The sequence below is a fragment of the Xanthomonas bonasiae genome (assembly GCF_014836395.1).
Lineage (GTDB): Bacteria > Pseudomonadota > Gammaproteobacteria > Xanthomonadales > Xanthomonadaceae > Xanthomonas_A > Xanthomonas_A bonasiae.
Genome location: NZ_JACSQX010000017.1, coordinates 5,656 through 21,657, shown reverse-complemented (window position 1 = coordinate 21,657; position 16,002 = coordinate 5,656). Strand labels below are relative to the sequence as shown.

14 protein-coding genes are annotated in these 16,002 nt (G+C 70.0%); 6 read left to right on the top strand and 8 right to left on the bottom strand.

From position 1 onward, the window contains the following. Nucleotides 1–34: 34 nt before the first annotated feature. The 8 genes from H9658_RS20735 to H9658_RS20700 are packed head-to-tail and all read right to left on the bottom strand — an operon-like array spanning nt 35 to nt 8,691. Nucleotides 35–1,213, bottom strand: a complete 1,179-nt coding sequence (locus tag H9658_RS20735; protein WP_191826777.1) for a UbiH/UbiF family hydroxylase — start codon at nt 1,211–1,213, stop codon at nt 35–37. Beyond that, entirely contained in the window at nt 1,210–2,424 is a 1,215-nt protein-coding gene (ubiH, locus tag H9658_RS20730; protein WP_191826776.1) for a 2-octaprenyl-6-methoxyphenyl hydroxylase, read from the bottom strand. The genes H9658_RS20735 and ubiH overlap by 4 nt, the downstream gene beginning before the upstream one ends. 51 nt (nt 2,425–2,475) lie before the next feature. Next, nucleotides 2,476–2,898 carry a type IV pilin protein gene (locus H9658_RS20725; protein WP_191826775.1) on the bottom strand — a complete coding sequence of 141 codons (423 nt, stop codon included), beginning with the start codon at nt 2,896–2,898 and terminating at the stop codon, nt 2,476–2,478. 2 nt (nt 2,899–2,900) lie between these two features. Next, complete coding sequence (locus H9658_RS20720; RefSeq protein ID WP_191826774.1) at nt 2,901–6,191, bottom strand: pilus assembly protein; 3,291 nt, start codon at nt 6,189–6,191, stop codon at nt 2,901–2,903. After that, on the bottom strand, nt 6,188–6,727 hold the full coding sequence (locus H9658_RS20715) for a pilus assembly PilX family protein (protein WP_225210158.1): 540 nt from the start codon (nt 6,725–6,727) through the stop codon (nt 6,188–6,190). Before H9658_RS20715 ends, H9658_RS20720 begins: the two co-directional genes overlap by 4 nt. Beyond that, nucleotides 6,724–7,638, bottom strand: a complete 915-nt coding sequence (locus H9658_RS23225; RefSeq protein ID WP_191826773.1) for a PilW family protein — start codon at nt 7,636–7,638, stop codon at nt 6,724–6,726. Before H9658_RS23225 ends, H9658_RS20715 begins: the two co-directional genes overlap by 4 nt. After that, complete coding sequence (pilV, locus tag H9658_RS20705) at nt 7,635–8,114, bottom strand: type IV pilus modification protein PilV (RefSeq protein ID WP_191826772.1); 480 nt, start codon at nt 8,112–8,114, stop codon at nt 7,635–7,637. The genes H9658_RS23225 and pilV overlap by 4 nt, the downstream gene beginning before the upstream one ends. Beyond that, the gene (locus H9658_RS20700) at nt 8,107–8,691 is read right to left on the bottom strand and encodes a GspH/FimT family pseudopilin (protein ID WP_179568253.1); all 585 of its coding nucleotides are present in this window, start codon (nt 8,689–8,691) and stop codon (nt 8,107–8,109) included. The genes pilV and H9658_RS20700 overlap by 8 nt, the downstream gene beginning before the upstream one ends. Nucleotides 8,692–9,048: 357 nt before the next feature. Here H9658_RS20700 and H9658_RS20695 point away from each other — a divergent pair, with 357 nt between their 5' ends. The 6 genes from H9658_RS20695 to pdxA all read left to right on the top strand — a co-directional run bounded on the left by H9658_RS20695 (nt 9,049) and on the right by pdxA (nt 15,961). Continuing rightward, nucleotides 9,049–9,633 (top strand): hypothetical protein, encoded by a 585-nt coding sequence (locus tag H9658_RS20695; RefSeq protein ID WP_191826771.1) that lies wholly within the window; start codon nt 9,049–9,051, stop codon nt 9,631–9,633. A gap of 21 nt (nt 9,634–9,654) precedes the next feature. Then, nucleotides 9,655–10,209 carry a cob(I)yrinic acid a,c-diamide adenosyltransferase gene (locus H9658_RS20690; protein WP_179568257.1) on the top strand — a complete coding sequence of 185 codons (555 nt, stop codon included), beginning with the start codon at nt 9,655–9,657 and terminating at the stop codon, nt 10,207–10,209. Nucleotides 10,210–10,243: 34 nt separating this feature from the next. Next, on the top strand, nt 10,244–11,149 hold the full coding sequence (locus tag H9658_RS20685; RefSeq protein ID WP_191826770.1) for a histone deacetylase family protein: 906 nt from the start codon (nt 10,244–10,246) through the stop codon (nt 11,147–11,149). 109 nt (nt 11,150–11,258) lie between these two features. After that, complete coding sequence (lptD, locus tag H9658_RS20680; RefSeq protein WP_369914533.1) at nt 11,259–13,604, top strand: LPS-assembly protein LptD; 2,346 nt, start codon at nt 11,259–11,261, stop codon at nt 13,602–13,604. After that, nucleotides 13,601–14,980 carry a peptidylprolyl isomerase gene (locus H9658_RS20675; RefSeq protein WP_191826769.1) on the top strand — a complete coding sequence of 460 codons (1,380 nt, stop codon included), beginning with the start codon at nt 13,601–13,603 and terminating at the stop codon, nt 14,978–14,980. The genes lptD and H9658_RS20675 overlap by 4 nt, the downstream gene beginning before the upstream one ends. A 3-nt stretch (nt 14,981–14,983) precedes the next feature. Continuing rightward, entirely contained in the window at nt 14,984–15,961 is a 978-nt protein-coding gene (pdxA, locus tag H9658_RS20670; protein ID WP_191826768.1) for a 4-hydroxythreonine-4-phosphate dehydrogenase PdxA, read from the top strand. The last annotated feature ends 41 nt before the right edge of the window (nt 15,962–16,002 follow it).

The window sequence follows — 16,002 nt, the reverse complement described above, 5'->3', positions numbered from 1 at the left end:
ACTGGCGCTAGCGCGCAGCGCCCGGTGCGCCGCGCTACACCCCCGAAGCGCGCTTCCAGAACCCGTGCATCAGCAGCGGCAGCTTGCCGGCCAGGCCCAGCAGCGGGCCGCGCAGCAGGGTCAGATGCATCTCGTCGTTGGAGAACAGCCGGTTGATCGCATCGAAGCCGTAGGCGGCCACGGTGTTGTCGCTGCGGCGGCCGCGCGCCCAGCGCGCCAGCCGGTGCGGCGCCGACCAGTCGACCCGCCGCGCCTGCGCCTGGCGCACCTGCGCGGCCAGCGCGGCGACGTCGCGCAGGCCGAGGTTGACGCCCTGCCCGGCCAGCGGATGCACCACGTGCGCGGCATCGCCCAGCACCAGCAGGCGGCCGCGGTGGTAGTCCTCCACCAGTTGCCGGCGCAGCGGGAAACCGAGCCGCGGCGACAGCGCGCGCACCGCGCCCAGCCGCGCGCCGAAGGCCTGGGTCAGCTCGGCGCCGAACGCGGCGTCGTCCAGCGCCAGCACCCGCGCCGCCTCGGTCTCGGGCAGCGTCCACACGATCGAACTGCGACCGTCGGCGAACGGCAGGAACGCCAGCGGGCCGCCGGGCAGGAAGCGCTGCCAGGCGGTGTCCTGGTGCGGCACTTCGGTGTGCACGAAGGCGACCACGCCGCGTTGGCCGTAGTCGTGCGCCGGCGCGTCCAGCCCGGCCAGGCCGCGCAGCGTGGAATCGGCGCCGTCGGCGGCGATCGCCAGGCGCGCATCGAGCCGGCTGCCGTCGTCCAGGCGCAGGCGCACGCGCTCCTCCGCCAGTTCCACCGCCTCGACCCGCGCCGGGCAGTGCAGTTGCACTCCGGCCGCCGGCAGCGCCGCCCACAGTTGTTCGACCAGCAACGCATGCTCGACGATCCAGCCCAACTGATCGCGGCCCAGCGCATCGGCATCGAAGTCCAGCTCGCCGCCACCACCGGCATCCCACACGCGCATGCGCCGGTAGGCCTGTGCGCGCCGCGCCAGCACCTGCGGCCATACGCCCAGCGCCTGCAGCAGCGCGGCGTTGTCCGGGGCGAACGCGTACACGCGCAGGTCCGGCTCGGCCGGCGACCAGCGCGGCGGCTCGCGGCCCTCGACCAGGGCCACCGCCAGGCCTTCGGCGGCCAGCGCCAATGCGCAGGCGGCGCCGACCACGCCGCCGCCGACCACCACCACATCCAGCACGCCGCGCCGGCTCATGCCGTCGCCTCCCGGCACAGCTGCGGCACTTCGCCGCGGAAGCCCATCGCGCCGCCGACCAGGAACGACTGCAGCGGTGCGGCCTGCGCGGCCGCCAGCAGGCCCAGGCTGCGCAGCGGGCGCAGCAGCGGCGCAGGGTTGGCGGTCAGCCGCGCCAGCCCGCCGGAGAAGGTCACGGTGCGCTGGCGGTCCTGTTCGCGGCGCTGCGCGTAGTGCTGCAGCAGCGCCGGCGCGCCCGGATCGGCGCGGTCGCGCTCGATCAGTTCGGCCAGGGTCAGCGCGTCGCGCAGGCCCAGGTTGAAGCCCTGCGCACCCAGCGGGTGCAGGGTCTGCGCGGCGTTGCCGAGCAGCACCGCGCGCGCATCGGTCAGGCGCCCGGCCAGCACCTGCACGATCGGGTAGGCGCTGCGCTCGCCGCTGCCCAGCAGGCGGCCGACGCGCCAGCCCAGCGCCTCCTGCAGGCGCTGCAGCCAGGCGGCCTCGTCGAGCGTAGCCACCGCGTCGGCCTGCTCGGCGGCGACCGCATGGATCGCGCCGTAGTGGCGGTCGCCGCGCGGCAGCAGCGCGGTCGGGCCGTCGTCGCGGAACCGCTCGTAGGCGGTGCCGTCGGGCTGGCGGCTGCCGCGCACCCGCGCCACGAACAGGGTCTGGCCGAAATCGTGACGGGCAGCCTCGATGCCCAGCGCGCCGCGCACCGCGCTGGCGCTGCCGTCGGCACCGACCAGCAGGCGCGCCTGCAGCACCTGGGTGGCGCCGTCCTGGGCGATGCGCACCGAGCGCAGCGCTGCATCCCCGCCGGTCTCCAGCGCCAGGAACTGCGCCGGCCGGTAGCGGCTGACATGGGTCGCCTCGGCCAATCGCGCCTCCAGCGCCTCGCCGAAGTCGCGCGCCACCACCACCTGCCCGAACGCCTCGCGCCCATAGTCGGCCGCGTCCAGCCGCACCCGGCCGAAATCGCCTTCGCGGCTGACGTGGATGCGCCGGATCGGGCCGGTCGGCGTGCGCAGCCGTTGCATCACCCCGAGCGCCCCCAGCGCGTTGACCGTGGCCGCGGCGAAGCTGAGGTTGCGCTGGTCGAACACCGGCGGCAGCGCGCCCGGCGGCGCGGCCTCGATCAGCCCCACGTCCACGCCCAGGCGGTCCAGCGCGATGGCCAGGCTGGCGCCGACCAGGCCGCCGCCGACGATCACTACGTCATGTCGTTTGCTCATGCGGCCATGATACGACCGCCGCCGTCAGACCACGAACACGCCGCCGTTGCGCTACCAGCAGCTGCCGGCACCGGCGCTGCCGGTCGCGCTGCGCGTCCCGGTCTGGTCGATGCCCAGCGCGGCGCAGGCGGTATCGGCGACGGCCTGGCCGGCGAGCGGGGTGGCGACGATCTTGAACGCGGTGGCGCTGGGCGTGCCGCTGAAGGCGACGCTGTAGAAATTGGAGACCGCTTCGCACTGCGCCGGATCCGGCGCGTCGGCATAGGTCATGTGGGTGGTGTAGTAGCGCTCCATGAACTGGGCGCGCTCCTGCAGGCAGGCCGCCGCCGTGCGCCGCCGCGACGTGACAATCGAAGCGGTGTAACTGGCATAGGCGATCGCCGCCAGTATCCCGATCACCGCGACCACGATCATCAGTTCGATCAGGGTGAAACCGGCGATCCGCCGCCGCTGGGGGTGCCGCTGGCGCTGCATGCTCATTTCTCCTTGATGACCTCGCGCCAGGACACGCGGCTCGGGCTGATCGCCGACGTGGCGAGGCTGGTGCTGGTACCGCTGGAGTCGCTGACCACCAGCTTGCCGTTGAGCAGCGCCGCCACGCTGGCCATGCCGCTGCTTATCGCCACCGAACCGACCGCGACGCTGGCGCCGGCACTGGTGGTGAGCGTGTCGTTGCTGGTGCTGCCGTTGCCGTCCAGGTCGAAATAGCCGGTCTTGGTGCTGGTCCCGGTGAATGCGCTGATCGCGTTGACGTAGCTGGTGCCGTTGGACTGGCAGGCGCTGCTGCTGGGAATGATGCTGCTGAACACCAGGGTCGTGCCGGAGATCACCGGGGTGCCGACGACGCGCTCTCCCTGCGGGTTGCTGGCATCGGTCAGCAAGTCGAGCGACCAGCCCTGCGATCCGGCCGGCAGCGCGGCATAGCTCTGGAAGCCGCGCACGCTGTAGCCGGAACTGGTGGTGCTGACCGCGATGCTGCGCGCGGTCAGGCCGCTGCGCGCCACGGTGGCGCCGGCGTCGACGATGCCGTACATGGTCTGCACCGAGGTGTCCTGCAGGTCGCTCTTGACCAGGTAGCGGCCGGTGCCGAAGAACACCCAGGTGGCCGACGTGCCGGGATCCTCGGCGACCAGCACGCCGCCGGTGATCGGCTGCGCCACGCCGGCGCTGCTGGTCGCGCTGAACAGCGCCGCCGCGCCGTTGCCGACCGACCAGGACGCGGCGGCGCTGGCGGACAGGTCGAACTTCCAGACATGTCCTTGCAGATCCCCCGCATACACGTAGTCCACCGTGCCGCTGCCGTCCGCATCCCAACCGGTCGGGGCGAACAGGCCGTTGCTGGTGGCGGTGGTGGCCCCGCCACTGCCCGTGTCCAGCTCCCGGATCAGCGCACCGGTGCTCAGGTTGTAGACCAACAGCACGGCATGGCCGTTGCCGCTGTTGATGCCGTTGCCGGTCACCAGCGCGGTCACGCCATTGTTGAGCTTGGCGATGAACGGCTGGCCGAGCACCTGGCCCATGTTGCCGGCGGAGGTTTCCGTTTTCTCCCACAGCACGGAGCTGGCCGAGAACGCGGTCGGGCTGCTGACATCCAGTGCGTACAGGCCTTTGCCGCCGCGCCCCAGGGCGCCGACCAGGATGTTCCTGCCGCTGGTCTGGGTCCGCGTGGAGGCCACCACCGGACCGTCGACGAAGAACTGGTGCGTGTAGTCGGGATCGGCGAGCGTGGCCAGATCGCTCATGGCCAGCGCCCCGGGCACGTAGGCGAACAGCTCGGCGCCGGTGCTGGAATTGAAGGCGTGCAGCATGCCGTCGTTGGCGCCCACGTACACGGTGCCGGTGTCGCCGACGTAGGCCGGCGTGGAATCGACGATATCGCCGAGCACCGTGCTGCGGTTGCGCAGCGTGCCGCCGTTCTGCTTCTCGTTGCTCTGGTCGCCGCGCAGGTAGCTGGCGATATCGGCACCGCCGAGCGCGGTCTGCTGGGTGGTGGTGGGAAAGCTGGCGCCGGCCGCGTTCTCGTAGGTGACGATGGTGCGCGCGGTGGCGGCCGGCATGCCCGCAGTCGCCAGCCAGGACGCACTGCTCGCGTTGCAGGTGCTGACCGTGGCCGCGCAGGCGAGCAACTGTCCGCTCCAGGTGCCGGAGACGTACAGCGCCGAGAACAGCTGGGTGCTGCTGCTGAGGCTGGTGGAGGTGGCGCTGATGTTGGATCCGGAGCCGGTGCGCTCGGTGATCGCGGCCAGCGCCGACTGCAAGGCGGTGACGAAACTGTCCGGATCGCTGGCGACCACGAACGAGCCGTGGCCGTTGACCGTGGCATGCCACAGGTCGTCGATGTTGACGATGGTGTTGTTGACCGGCTTCGGCCAGGACAGGGTGCCGGCGGTGATCGCCGCCAGGTCGGTGGACGGATCCAGCGTGCCCGCCGCACCGATGGAGATGCCGAAGGTGACCATGTGCTGCCAGAACGCCGGATCGTCGCTGTTGGTCGGCACGATGTTGGACAGGTCGCTGCGCAGGTCGTTCTTCCAGTAGCGCATCGCCACGTCGGCCAGCGTGTCCGCATAGGCGCTGCTGTAGGGACGCGCCGGGGTGTAGGTATAGGTATTGCCGCTGGGTCCGCTGATCGTCGACCCGCTGGCGTTGTCCTGCTCGCCGGCGGCCGGGGTGTAGCCGGATTCGTTCCAGTAGCCGTCGGTGGTGAGGATCGCGAAGTTCTGCCGGCACGCGTATTGGTTGGTGTCCGACTCCGGGCCGTACGGGCCGGCGGACGCGGTGCTGCTGAAGTAGGTTCCGGCCGAGGCCAGCGCGCCGCGCAACGGCGTGCTGTCGCTGGCATTGGCGCTGTACAGGCGGTCGTACCACAGCGTGCGGTTGTTGTTGGCGCCGGTGGTCCCGTTCGGATCGACGAACAGCCCATCGTTGTTGTTGACCGGGATCGGATACGCATTGGTGATGTAGTTGCTAGACAGCGTATGTAGTTGCCGCGCCCAGATGGTGCGGAATCCGACCCGCACGTTCGAGCCCAATTCGCTGAACGCACGCCCGGCCGAGGCCTTGGCGACCTTGTTGCGGGTACGGAAATACGAGTACCAGATCGCGAAGTTGCTGCGCTCGGCGGCCTCGCTGCGCCCGGTCGGCGTGGTCCTGACGCAGTTGCGCCAGCCGCTGCCCGACGTGGAGGTGGCGCAGCCCATCGAGGAGGCGCCGGCAGGCGTGTTGGCGGCGCTGTAGGTGGTGTACTCGCTGCGGTAGATCGCCCCGCTCGTCAGGATCTGGTAGCGGTAGTAATTGGCGCCGTTGGCCAGATACACCGCCGTATCGGTGCTGGCCGTGTTCTTGGGGACGTAGAAGGTCTGTACGCTCGCATACAGGCTGGTGGTACTGCCGGAGGCGGATTCCAGGCTGCTGTAGACGCTGTCGTAGCTGGTGCCGCCGGTCATTTCCGTGCCGGTCGAGTCCACCCATGGCGCATAGCTGGTGGCCGGGTTGTAGTAGATGGTATTGCGCGCATAGGTCTTCGATGCGACGTCGGACACGGTGCTGGTCGCCGGCACGCTGTCCGGCATGTAGGTGTAGTCCATGGATCCCGAATCGTCGAGGATAAACAGGATGTTGGGCGCCACCGTGGTGTCGGTGATGAGCGGATTGTCGGGAAGCTCCAGGCCGCTGGTCGCCGCCGCGGCAGGCATCGAGACCACCACAGGCAGGCACGACAGCGTCAGACCGATGCGGATGCCGCGCACGCGCGCCATTGCGCTCATTTGGCCACCAGATAGTTGGTTTGCAGGATCACCGCGGCGCGGTCGTTGCCGGCGCTGCGCGCAGTGATCCGGTAGCGCCGCATGTCGCAGTTGGCATCGGTGGACGCGGTGGATTTGGAGGTGGTGCAGTTCGGCCCGTAGGCGCCGTCGCCCATGTACTCGACGATGTAGCTGGTGGTGATGGCCGCATCGTTGTTGCCGGTCTTGCTCGCCGTCGCCCAGCCGCCGAAGCCGCTGTCCAGCCAGCGATCGGTCGCGCCCGCGAGCGGCGTGGCGCACACGCCGCCGTTGCACCCGCTGCTGGGCACGCTGATGCCGGCGGAGATCGCGGTCTCGGCGATGCGCAGCGCCGACTCGGCCGACTGGAACTGGCGGGTGCGGTCTAGCAGATTCGCGCTCATCCGTTCCTCCAGCGCGGTGCTGCGCAGCACCGCCACCGCGAGCAGCGACATGATCAACAGCAGGATCAGCGCCACCAGCAGCGAAATGCCGCGTTGCGGCGCGGCGCCCGGGACCAGGGTTTTCGGCATATTCATCCGTCGCGATTCCTCAGGCCGACCACGTGCACCAGCGATCGCTGCAGCACCTTGCCGTCGCTGCCCACCTTGTCCGGGCTGTCCACGGTCAGCGCGATGCGCACCGCGACCACGCTCGACCAGTCGCTGACCGCCGCCGCATCGACATAGCCGCTCGCACCGCTGACCAGGTAGCTCAGCGCCATCGCCGACACGCCCTGCGCCACCTCTTCCTGCTTCAGCGCTCCGGCATACAGGCGGCTGCGGTACAGCGAGGTGCTGCCGTTGCCGTTGTAGGCGACATACCAGCGCAGCGCATTGAAGCGCGCCACCGCGGCATTGGCGGCATAGCTGATGGTGCCGGGATGGGAGAGACTGGTCGTGGCGACGCTGGAGGCGGCGAACACGCTGCTGGTGTTGCCGTCGCACACCAGCAGCACATCGCCGCTGACGAAATCGTGCAGGCTGCCGTTCAAGGTGAAGACGGTGCCGCTGTCGGCGGCGACGGAGGCGACGTAGTCGCTGCCGGAGAACATCTGCAGCGCCGCGGTGCCGGCCACGCGCGCGCCCTTGCCGCTGCCGAACGCAGGCGTGGCATCGGAAAACTCGGTGCTGGAGGAATAGCCCTTCAGCGCGTCGCCCCAGCGGCTCAGGCTGCCCCACCACGCGCTGCTGCTCAACGTGTTGGTCAAGGCCCGACTGGTACAGGCGCTGCCGCCGGCCACGCGCAGGTCGCGCGACATCAGGTCGAAGGCGGTACGTGCGCTTTCCTGGATGCGGCTCAGGCCTTCGGTGCTGCGGTAGGTCTGCTGGTTGCTGAGGAAGATCCCGATCGCCGCGATCGTCACCATCAGGCCGAGCATCATCCCGACCATCAACTCGATCAGGCCGAATCCCGCCGCGCCCTGCCGCGAACGCGCCCGGGCGCTCACAGCTGGGTGCTCATGCTGACGGTGTAGCGCGCCGCGCCGCTGTCGACGCCGCTGGCCGACGCGTCGCTGGCGCGGCTGTCGTCCCAGTCCACGGTGACCGTGCACAGGCCGCTGCTGCAGCTGACCGTGCCGCAGGCGCTGGCGCCGACCATGCTGTGCAGCGACTGCATCCACCCGTTCAGATCGGTGGCGGCCAGCGTGCCGGCGGCGGGCACCGCGCAGGTGCGGCTGAGCGCATAGCCTCCGGTCAGGGACACGCTGCGGTTCACCCGCATCGCGTCCAGCAGGGTCGTGACCAGCACCACCGCCTGGCTGCGCTGCATCGCGCTGTGGTTGTTGCGCAGCGCGGTGGTCTGCATCGCGGCGATGCCGAGCAGGCCGATCCCCAGGATCAACACCGCGATCAGCACTTCCAGCAGCAACTCGCCCGCCTGGCGGCGCGGCCCCGGCGTGCGTGGCGGCAAACGCTCACTCATCGGCGGGCACGGCACAGGCCGCCTCGGTATTCTCGCTGCTGATCGCCACCCGGCTGCCGGCCGCGATGCCGATCCGGCGCTGGTTGTTCTCGGGACGGCTGACCGCCATGCACACCGCGATGCTGGCCGCCAGCAGGCCGTTGCTGGCGTCGCGCGCCAGGCCATCGGGATAGAACACGACCGCGGCGCCGTTGTCGTTGACCGCAGGGCTCGCGTGCACCTGCACCGAGGGATTGACCAGGTTCGCCCGCAGCAGCTCGCCGCTGCTGGAGACGCGCACGATCCACCCGGACCAGGCGACGCCAGCGCCGGCACAGCTGCTGCCGTCGCTGCTGCGGCAAAGCGCCACCTTGGCGTTGCGACGCACGGCTTCCGAGCGCGCCAGCTGCAGCGATGCCACCAGTTCGTTGGCCTGCGCCACCAGGCGATTGCCGTTGATCAGCGCGGCGAAGGCGGGAACCGCCATCGCCAGCACGATCGCCAGCACGGCGATCGTCACCATCAACTCGATCAGGCTGAATCCGCCAGCGCACCCGCCGGCCCTGGGCCAGACCTGGCCTTTGGCTCGATACCGCATGCCCCCTCCCCCGTCGATCCACTGTCGCTGGCGGGCGGCAAAGCCCTCCCGCCGGCGAACGACCGGACCGCCTCGTCTTGGATACGAATCGACATGAATCCCACGGCGCAGGCGTACCGACGCACCCAGCGGCGACACCGCGCCTTGCGAATCTAGTGCCCGGGCGTGGCAGGCCATTGCCAGGATGTGCGCTTGCCGGCAACGCTCTGGCACACGACCCGCCGCTCCTGCCGCGCTTGTCCGCGGTGCCCGCCACGCCGCAAACCGGCCGCTCCGGCCCGGCGCCCCGATGGCGCGCCACCGCCGCGCGGCGCTTCCAGTAGAATCGGCCCCATCCGCCGCCCGCCGTGATCCGCCATGACCCCTTCCAGCCACCGCCTTCCCGCCCTGCTCCTGCTGGCAGCGCTGCTGGCCGCGACCCGCATCAACCATTTCGGCGCGATTCCGGACGCCTCCTGGGCGGTGTTCTTCGTCGGCGGCTTCTACCTGCGCGGCTGGACCCGCTGGGCGTTCCCGGGACTGATGGCGCTGGCGGTGCTGGTCGACTACCTGGTGATCCGTGGCCAGGGCCTGAGCTTCTGGCAGCACTACTGCGTGTCGCCGGCATACTGGTGCCTGATCCCGGCCTACTTCGCGCTGTGGGCCGGCGGCAGCTGGCTGGCGCGGCGCTACCGCGGCGCCGACTGGCGCGCGCTGGGCCTTACCGCCGCCAGCCTGGTGGTGGCGGTGGCGGTGTGCCACCTGATCGCGCAGGGCAGCTTCTACTGGGTCAGCCGCAGCGTGCCGAACCCGACCGTTGCCGGCTGGTGGCAGAACTACAGCGACTGGCTGCTGCCGTACCTGGGCAGTGCGGCGCTGTACACCGCGCTGGCCGCGGCGGTCCAGGTCGGCGTCGAGCAGCTGGCGCGGCTGGGCCAGCGCGGCCAGCCCGCCGGCCACTGAGCCGGGGTCGGGTCGCCGCCGATGGGCAATCGTCTCTCCAAGATCTATACCCGCACCGGCGACGACGGCAGCACCGGCCTGGGCGACGGCAACCGGGTCGGCAAGGATTCGGCGCGGGTGGCCGCCTACGGCACCGTCGATGAGGCCAATTCGGCGATCGGCGTGGTCCTGGCCTGTGCGCTGGCCGACGACGTCCGCACCCTGCTGACCGCGATCCAGCACCAGCTGTTCGACCTGGGCGGCGAGCTGTGCATTCCCGGCCATGCGGCGATCCACGACGCCGACATCGACGCCCTCGAGCAGCACCTGGACCGCTACAACGACACCCTGCCCGCGCTGAAGGACTTCATCCTGCCGGCCGGCGGCGAGGCCGCGGCGCGCTGCCACCTGGCGCGCACCATCGTGCGCCGCGCCGAGCGCGAGACCGTGGCGCTGTCGCGCCAGGACGCGGTGCGGCCGGAGGCGGTGCGCTACCTCAACCGCCTGTCCGACCTGCTGTTCGTGCTGGCGCGGGTGCTGGCCCGGGCCGATGGCCAGGGCGAAGTGCTGTGGCGCCACGACCGCCGCCAGGCCTGAGCGGCAGCGGCGGCGCGTGGACCGGGCGGCAGGCATGCTGATCTATACCCATCCCGCGTGCCTGGGCCATGACCCCGGCCCGGAGCATCCGGAGCGGCCGGAACGCCTGCAGGCCGTCACCGCGGCGCTGCGCGAGGCCTTTGCCGACCTGCAATGGCGCGAGGCGCCGCTGGCCAAGCTCGGCGACCTGGCCCGGGTCCACGAACGCGAGCTGATCGACAGCGTGCTGGCCGACATAGACGGCAAGCGCATGCTCGACGTGGACACGGTGATCTCGCCCGGCTCGCGCGCCGCCGCGCTGCGCGCCGCCGGCGCCGGCCTGGCCGCGGTGGACGCGGTGATGCGCGGCGAGACCGACACCGCCTTTTGCGCGGTGCGCCCGCCCGGCCATCACGCCACCGCCGCCACCGCGATGGGCTTCTGCCTGTTCAACAACATCGCCGTGGCCGCCGCCCACGCGCGCGACACGCACGGCCTGGAACGGATCGCCATCGTCGACTTCGATGTGCATCACGGCAACGGCACCCAGGCGATCTTCGAGCGCGATCCGCACGTGCAGTACTTCAGCACCCACCAGTCCGGGCTGTTCCCCAACTCGGGCGGGGTCCACGACCGCGGCGTCGGCAACCTGCACAACGCGCTGCTGCCGCCGGGCAGCGGCGGCTTCCGTTTCCGCAACACCTGGGCCGACCAGATGCTGCCGCTGCTGGACGCGTTCAAGCCGCAGCTGCTGCTGATCTCGGCCGGCTTCGACGCGCATATGCGGGACCCGCTGGCCGACCTGATGCTGGAGACCGAGGACTTCGGCTGGCTCACCGCGGAGCTGCGCGCGCTGGCCGAACGGCATGCCCGCGGCCGCGTGGTGTCGCTGCTGGAAGGCGGCTACGACCTGCAGGCGCTGCGCGAATGCAGCGTCGCCCACGTCGACGCGCTGCGCTGAGGCCGGCCCGGGCGGATGAACCCCGTCCCCCGGCCGGGGGACGTCTTCATTGCCCCCATGCATGGGATGGGGCAAGCTAGCGGTCGTTTTAGCCCGATACCTGACGCGCGTGCGCCGAGCCCTCCGCCTGCTACCCCTTCCGTTCAGTATCGCTCTCTGCCTGCCGGCGATGGCGGCCGAGAAGCCGCCCAATTGGGGCCTGTGCCCGACCCCGGACGTGCTGCCCAAGTTCGACGACGCGCCCAAGGTCGACCCGAAACTGGCCGCGATCCGCGATCAGCAGCCGACCGATATCGTCGGCGACAAGCTGTCCGGCACCACCACGGTTCCCAACTACACCGGCAACGTCGCGCTCAAGCGCGGCGACCAGTTCATGGGCACCGACAGCCTGCGCGTGGATACCGAGACCGGCAACTACATTGCCGAGGGCCACGTGCGCTACCAGGATTCGTCGATCCGCATGGTCGCCGACCGCGCCGAAGGCAACCAGGACACCGACACCCACAAGATCACCAACATCCGCTACCAGCTGATCGAGCGCCGCGGCAACGGCAAGGCCGACTCGGTCGACCTGCAGGGCGCGCTGGGACAGATGCACCGCTCCACCTACACCACCTGCGATCCCTCGCAGCAGGTGTGGGAGCTGCATGCGCCGGAGATCGACGTCGACAACGACGAGGGCTTCGGCACCGCGCGCAACGCGATCCTGAAGATCTACAACGTGCCGATCCTGTACGCGCCGTGGTTCAAGTTCCCGATCGACGACCGTCGCACCAGCGGCTTCCTGTTCCCGGCGATCGGCATGTCCAGCCGCAACGGCTTCGATTACATGCAGCCGTATTACCTCAATCTGGCGCCGAACTACGATGCCACGCTGTATCCGCGCTACATGAGTTCGCGCGGCTTCATGCTCGGCAGCGAGTTCCGCTACCTGTACGACGGCGGCAAGGGCGAGATCGAGGCGACCTACATGCCCGACGACCAGTTGCGCGACAAGGACCGCGGCAAGTTCGAATACCAGGGTTACCACAACATCGATTCGCACTGGCAGGCCCGCGCCTCGGTGGCCTGGGTCAGCGACGAGCGCTATACGGAAGACTTCTCCAACCGCCTGCTCGGCAACGCGGTGTCCAATCTGCAGAGCACGGTCGGCATCTACGGCACCGGCGAGACCTGGACCGCCGGGTTGATGGCCGACCGCTGGCAGCTGACCGACTACACCCTGACCGAGTCCGCGCTGCCGTACAACCGCCAGCCGCGCGCCTTCTTCAACTGGGACCAGGCGTTCGGCAACTACTTCGAAGCCGGCATCTACAGCGAAGCGGTGCGCTTCGTGCACGACGACGTGCATGCCAAGGACGCGCTGTACGAGCGGACCGGGGTGACCACGGAAATGCCCGGCGGCAGCCGCCTGGATCTCAAGCCCTACATCTCGATGCCGCTGGCCGGCGCGGCCTGGTTCCTGAAGCCGACCGTGGCCTGGCGCTACACCGCCTACCAGCTGGACAAGGATCTGGCGGCCACGCTGGGCGGCGACACCTCGCCCTCGCGCAGCCTGCCGATCACCACCGTCGATGCCGGCCTGTATTTCGACCGCGACGCCAAGTTCGGCGACACCAGCTACCTGCAGACCCTGGAGCCGCGGCTGTTCTATCTGTACACGCCGTACCGCAACCAGGACGACCTGCCGATCTTCGACACGCGCGAATTCACCTTCAGCTGGGGCCAGCTGTTCCGCGATTCGCGCTACACCGGCGCCGATCGTCAGAACGACGCCAACCAGATGACGTTGGCGCTGAGCTCGCGCCTGCTGCGCCAGGACGACGGCAAGGAAAAGCTGTCGGTCAGCCTGGGCCAGATCCTGTACTTCAACGATTCCAGGGTCAGCCTTCCCGGCAGCAACACCACCATCGAGCAGGGCAAGTCGGCGTGGATCGCCGACGCCAACTACATGATCAACGACCGCTGGACGATGGGCGCCACCTACCAGTGGGACCCCAAGTACCGGCGCAAGGACCTGGCCAGCTTCCGCACCCGCTATCTGCTGCCGGGCGACGGCATCATCAACGTCAGCTACCGCTTCCGCCGCGACCTGCTGGAGCAGACCGACGTGTCGGTGCTGTACCCGATCAACCCGACCTGGAGCCTGGTCGGGCGCCACTACTATTCGCTGGAAGACAGCAAGCCGCTGGAAATCATCGCCGGCGTGCAGTGGGACAGCTGCTGCCTCGCCGTGCGCGCATTGGCACGGCGCTACGTGCGCAACCGCGAAGGCGATCTGGACACCGCGTTCCAGGTCGAGTTCGTGCTGAAGGGACTCTCCTCGCTTGGCCAGGACACGGACCGCGTTCTGCGCCGTGCTATTCTCGGCTACAACCGCGACGACCTGTACTTGGTCCCGCCCAGCAACACCACGACCGATCCGGACGCTTACGATCCGAACCTGATTCCATGACCAATACCCTCTCTGCTTTCCTCGTCACCTTGCTGGCGATCGCCGGCGTGTCCGCTCCGGCGGCCGCGCAACAAACCCAACCACTGGACCGCATCGCTGCGGTCGTCGACGAGGATGTCGTACTGCAGAGCGAACTGGATCGTGCCGTTCGCAACGTGAAGGCGCAGTATTCCGGCCGCGAAGCGCAGCTGCCGCCGGACAACGTGCTGCAACGCCAGGTGCTAGAGCGACTGGTGCTGGTCAAGCTGCAGGTGGCGCGCGCCAACAGCACCGGGATCCGCGTCGGCGACGACGAACTGAACCGCGCCATCGGCAGCATCGCCCAGCAGAACGGCACCGACGTCGACGGCCTGCGCAAGAAGCTCGCCGCCGACGGCATGGCGTTCGACGACTTCCGCAATTCGGTGCGCGACGAGATCACCGTGCAGCGCCTGCGCCAGAGCTTCGCGCAGAGCCGCATCAACGTCAGCGAGAGCGAAGTCGATGCGGCGCTGGCGCAGCAGGCCACCACCGGTGCCCAGTACCACTTGGCGCACATCCTGGTCGGCCTGCCGGAAGGCGCCACCGCCGACCAGATCAAGACCGGGCAGAGCAAGATCGACGGGGTCAAGACCCTGATCGACAAGGGCGAGATCGATTTCAGCGCGGCTGCGGTGCGCTATTCGGACAGCCCCAACGCGCTGGAAGGCGGCGACCTCGGCTGGCGCAGCCTGGACGAGATCCCGAACGCCTTCGCGCAGCTGATCCGCGACATGAAGCCGGGCCAGGTCGCCGGCCCGCTGCGCGGCCCCAGCGGCTTCCAGCTGCTGAAGCTGGTCGAGATCCGCGATGCCTCGGCCAACCCGGAAAAGAAGACGGTAACCGAGTACCACGCCCGCCACATCCTGATCCGCGTCAACGAGGCGCAGCCGGATGCCGCCGCCAAGGCCAAGATCGAGACCCTGCGCGCGCGCATCGCCGGCGGCGCCGACTTCCAGGCCGTGGCCAAGGAATCCTCCGACGACGCCAACAGCCGCGGTCAGGGCGGCGACCTGGGCTGGTTCCCGGCCGACGCGTTCGGCCCGGACTTCGGCCACCAGATCGAGGGCCTGAGCGACAACCAGATCTCGCAGCCGTTCCGCACCGAGGCCGGCTGGCACATCGTGCAGCGCGTCGCCACGCGCCAGACCGACGTGACCAGCGACACCCAGCGCGCCCAGGTCCGCGAGACCATCGGCCGCCGCAAGCTGGAGGAGGAGTACAACCGCTTCCTGCAGGAAATGCGCGGCGAAGCCTATGTGAACCTGCGCGTCGGCGGTGCCGATAGCTCCGCCGCGCCCGCTGCCGACGCCACCGCGCCGGCGGCGACCCCGGCACCGGCCGCCACCAAGCCGTAAGCCGTGCTGCCCTCGCTCGCGCTGGTGCCGGGCGAGCCGGCCGGGATCGGCCCGGAACTGTGCGTGCGGCTGGCGCAACAGCCGCGACGCGACTGCCAACTGCTGGCCTTCGCCGATCCCGACACCTTGCGCGCCGCCGCTGCGGCGCTGTCGCTGCCGCTGCAGCTGCTTCCCGAATCCGCGCCTGCCGTGGCCCCTGGCGACCTGCGCCTGCGCGCGGTCGTCAATGCCGTGCCCAGCCGTTTCGGCCACACCGAACCAGCCAATGCCGCCGCGGTGATCGGCGCACTGACCCAGGCCGCCGACGCCTGCCTGCGCGGCGAACTGGCCGGCCTGGTCACCGGCCCGGTGCACAAGGCGGCGATCAACGACGGCGGCATCGCCTACACCGGCACCACCGAACTGCTCGCCCGCCATGCCGGGCGCGAGGTGGTGATGATGCTGGCCAACGACATCGTGCGCGTGGCCCTGGCCACCACCCACCTGCCGTTGCGCGCGGTCGCCGACGCGCTGACGCCCGCGCTGCTGGAACGCTGCCTGCGCATCGTCCACGCCGCGCTGCGCAGCGAATTCGGCATCGCCGCGCCGGTCATCGCGGTGCTCGGGCTGAACCCGCATGCCGGCGAAGACGGCCACCTGGGCCGCGAAGAAATCGAGGTGATGGCGCCGGTCCTCGACGCCTTGCGCGCCGAAGGCATGCGCCTGGTCGGCCCGCTGCCGGCCGACACCGCATTCCTGCCGCAGAAACTGGCCGGCTTCGACACGGTGCTGGCGATGTACCACGACCAGGGCCTGCCGGTGCTCAAGTACAGCGGGTTCGAGCAGGCGGTGAACCTGACCCTGGGCCTGCCCTACCCGCGCGTGGCGGTCGACCACGGCACCGCGCTGGAGCTGGCCGGCCGCGGCATCGCCGACCCGTCCAGCCTGTTCGCCGCGGTCGCGCAATGCGCGCAGCTGGCCGCGCGCAGCGCGCATCTGTAGGAGCGGCTTCAGCCGCGACAGGGCGCGTACCGGTAGAGTCC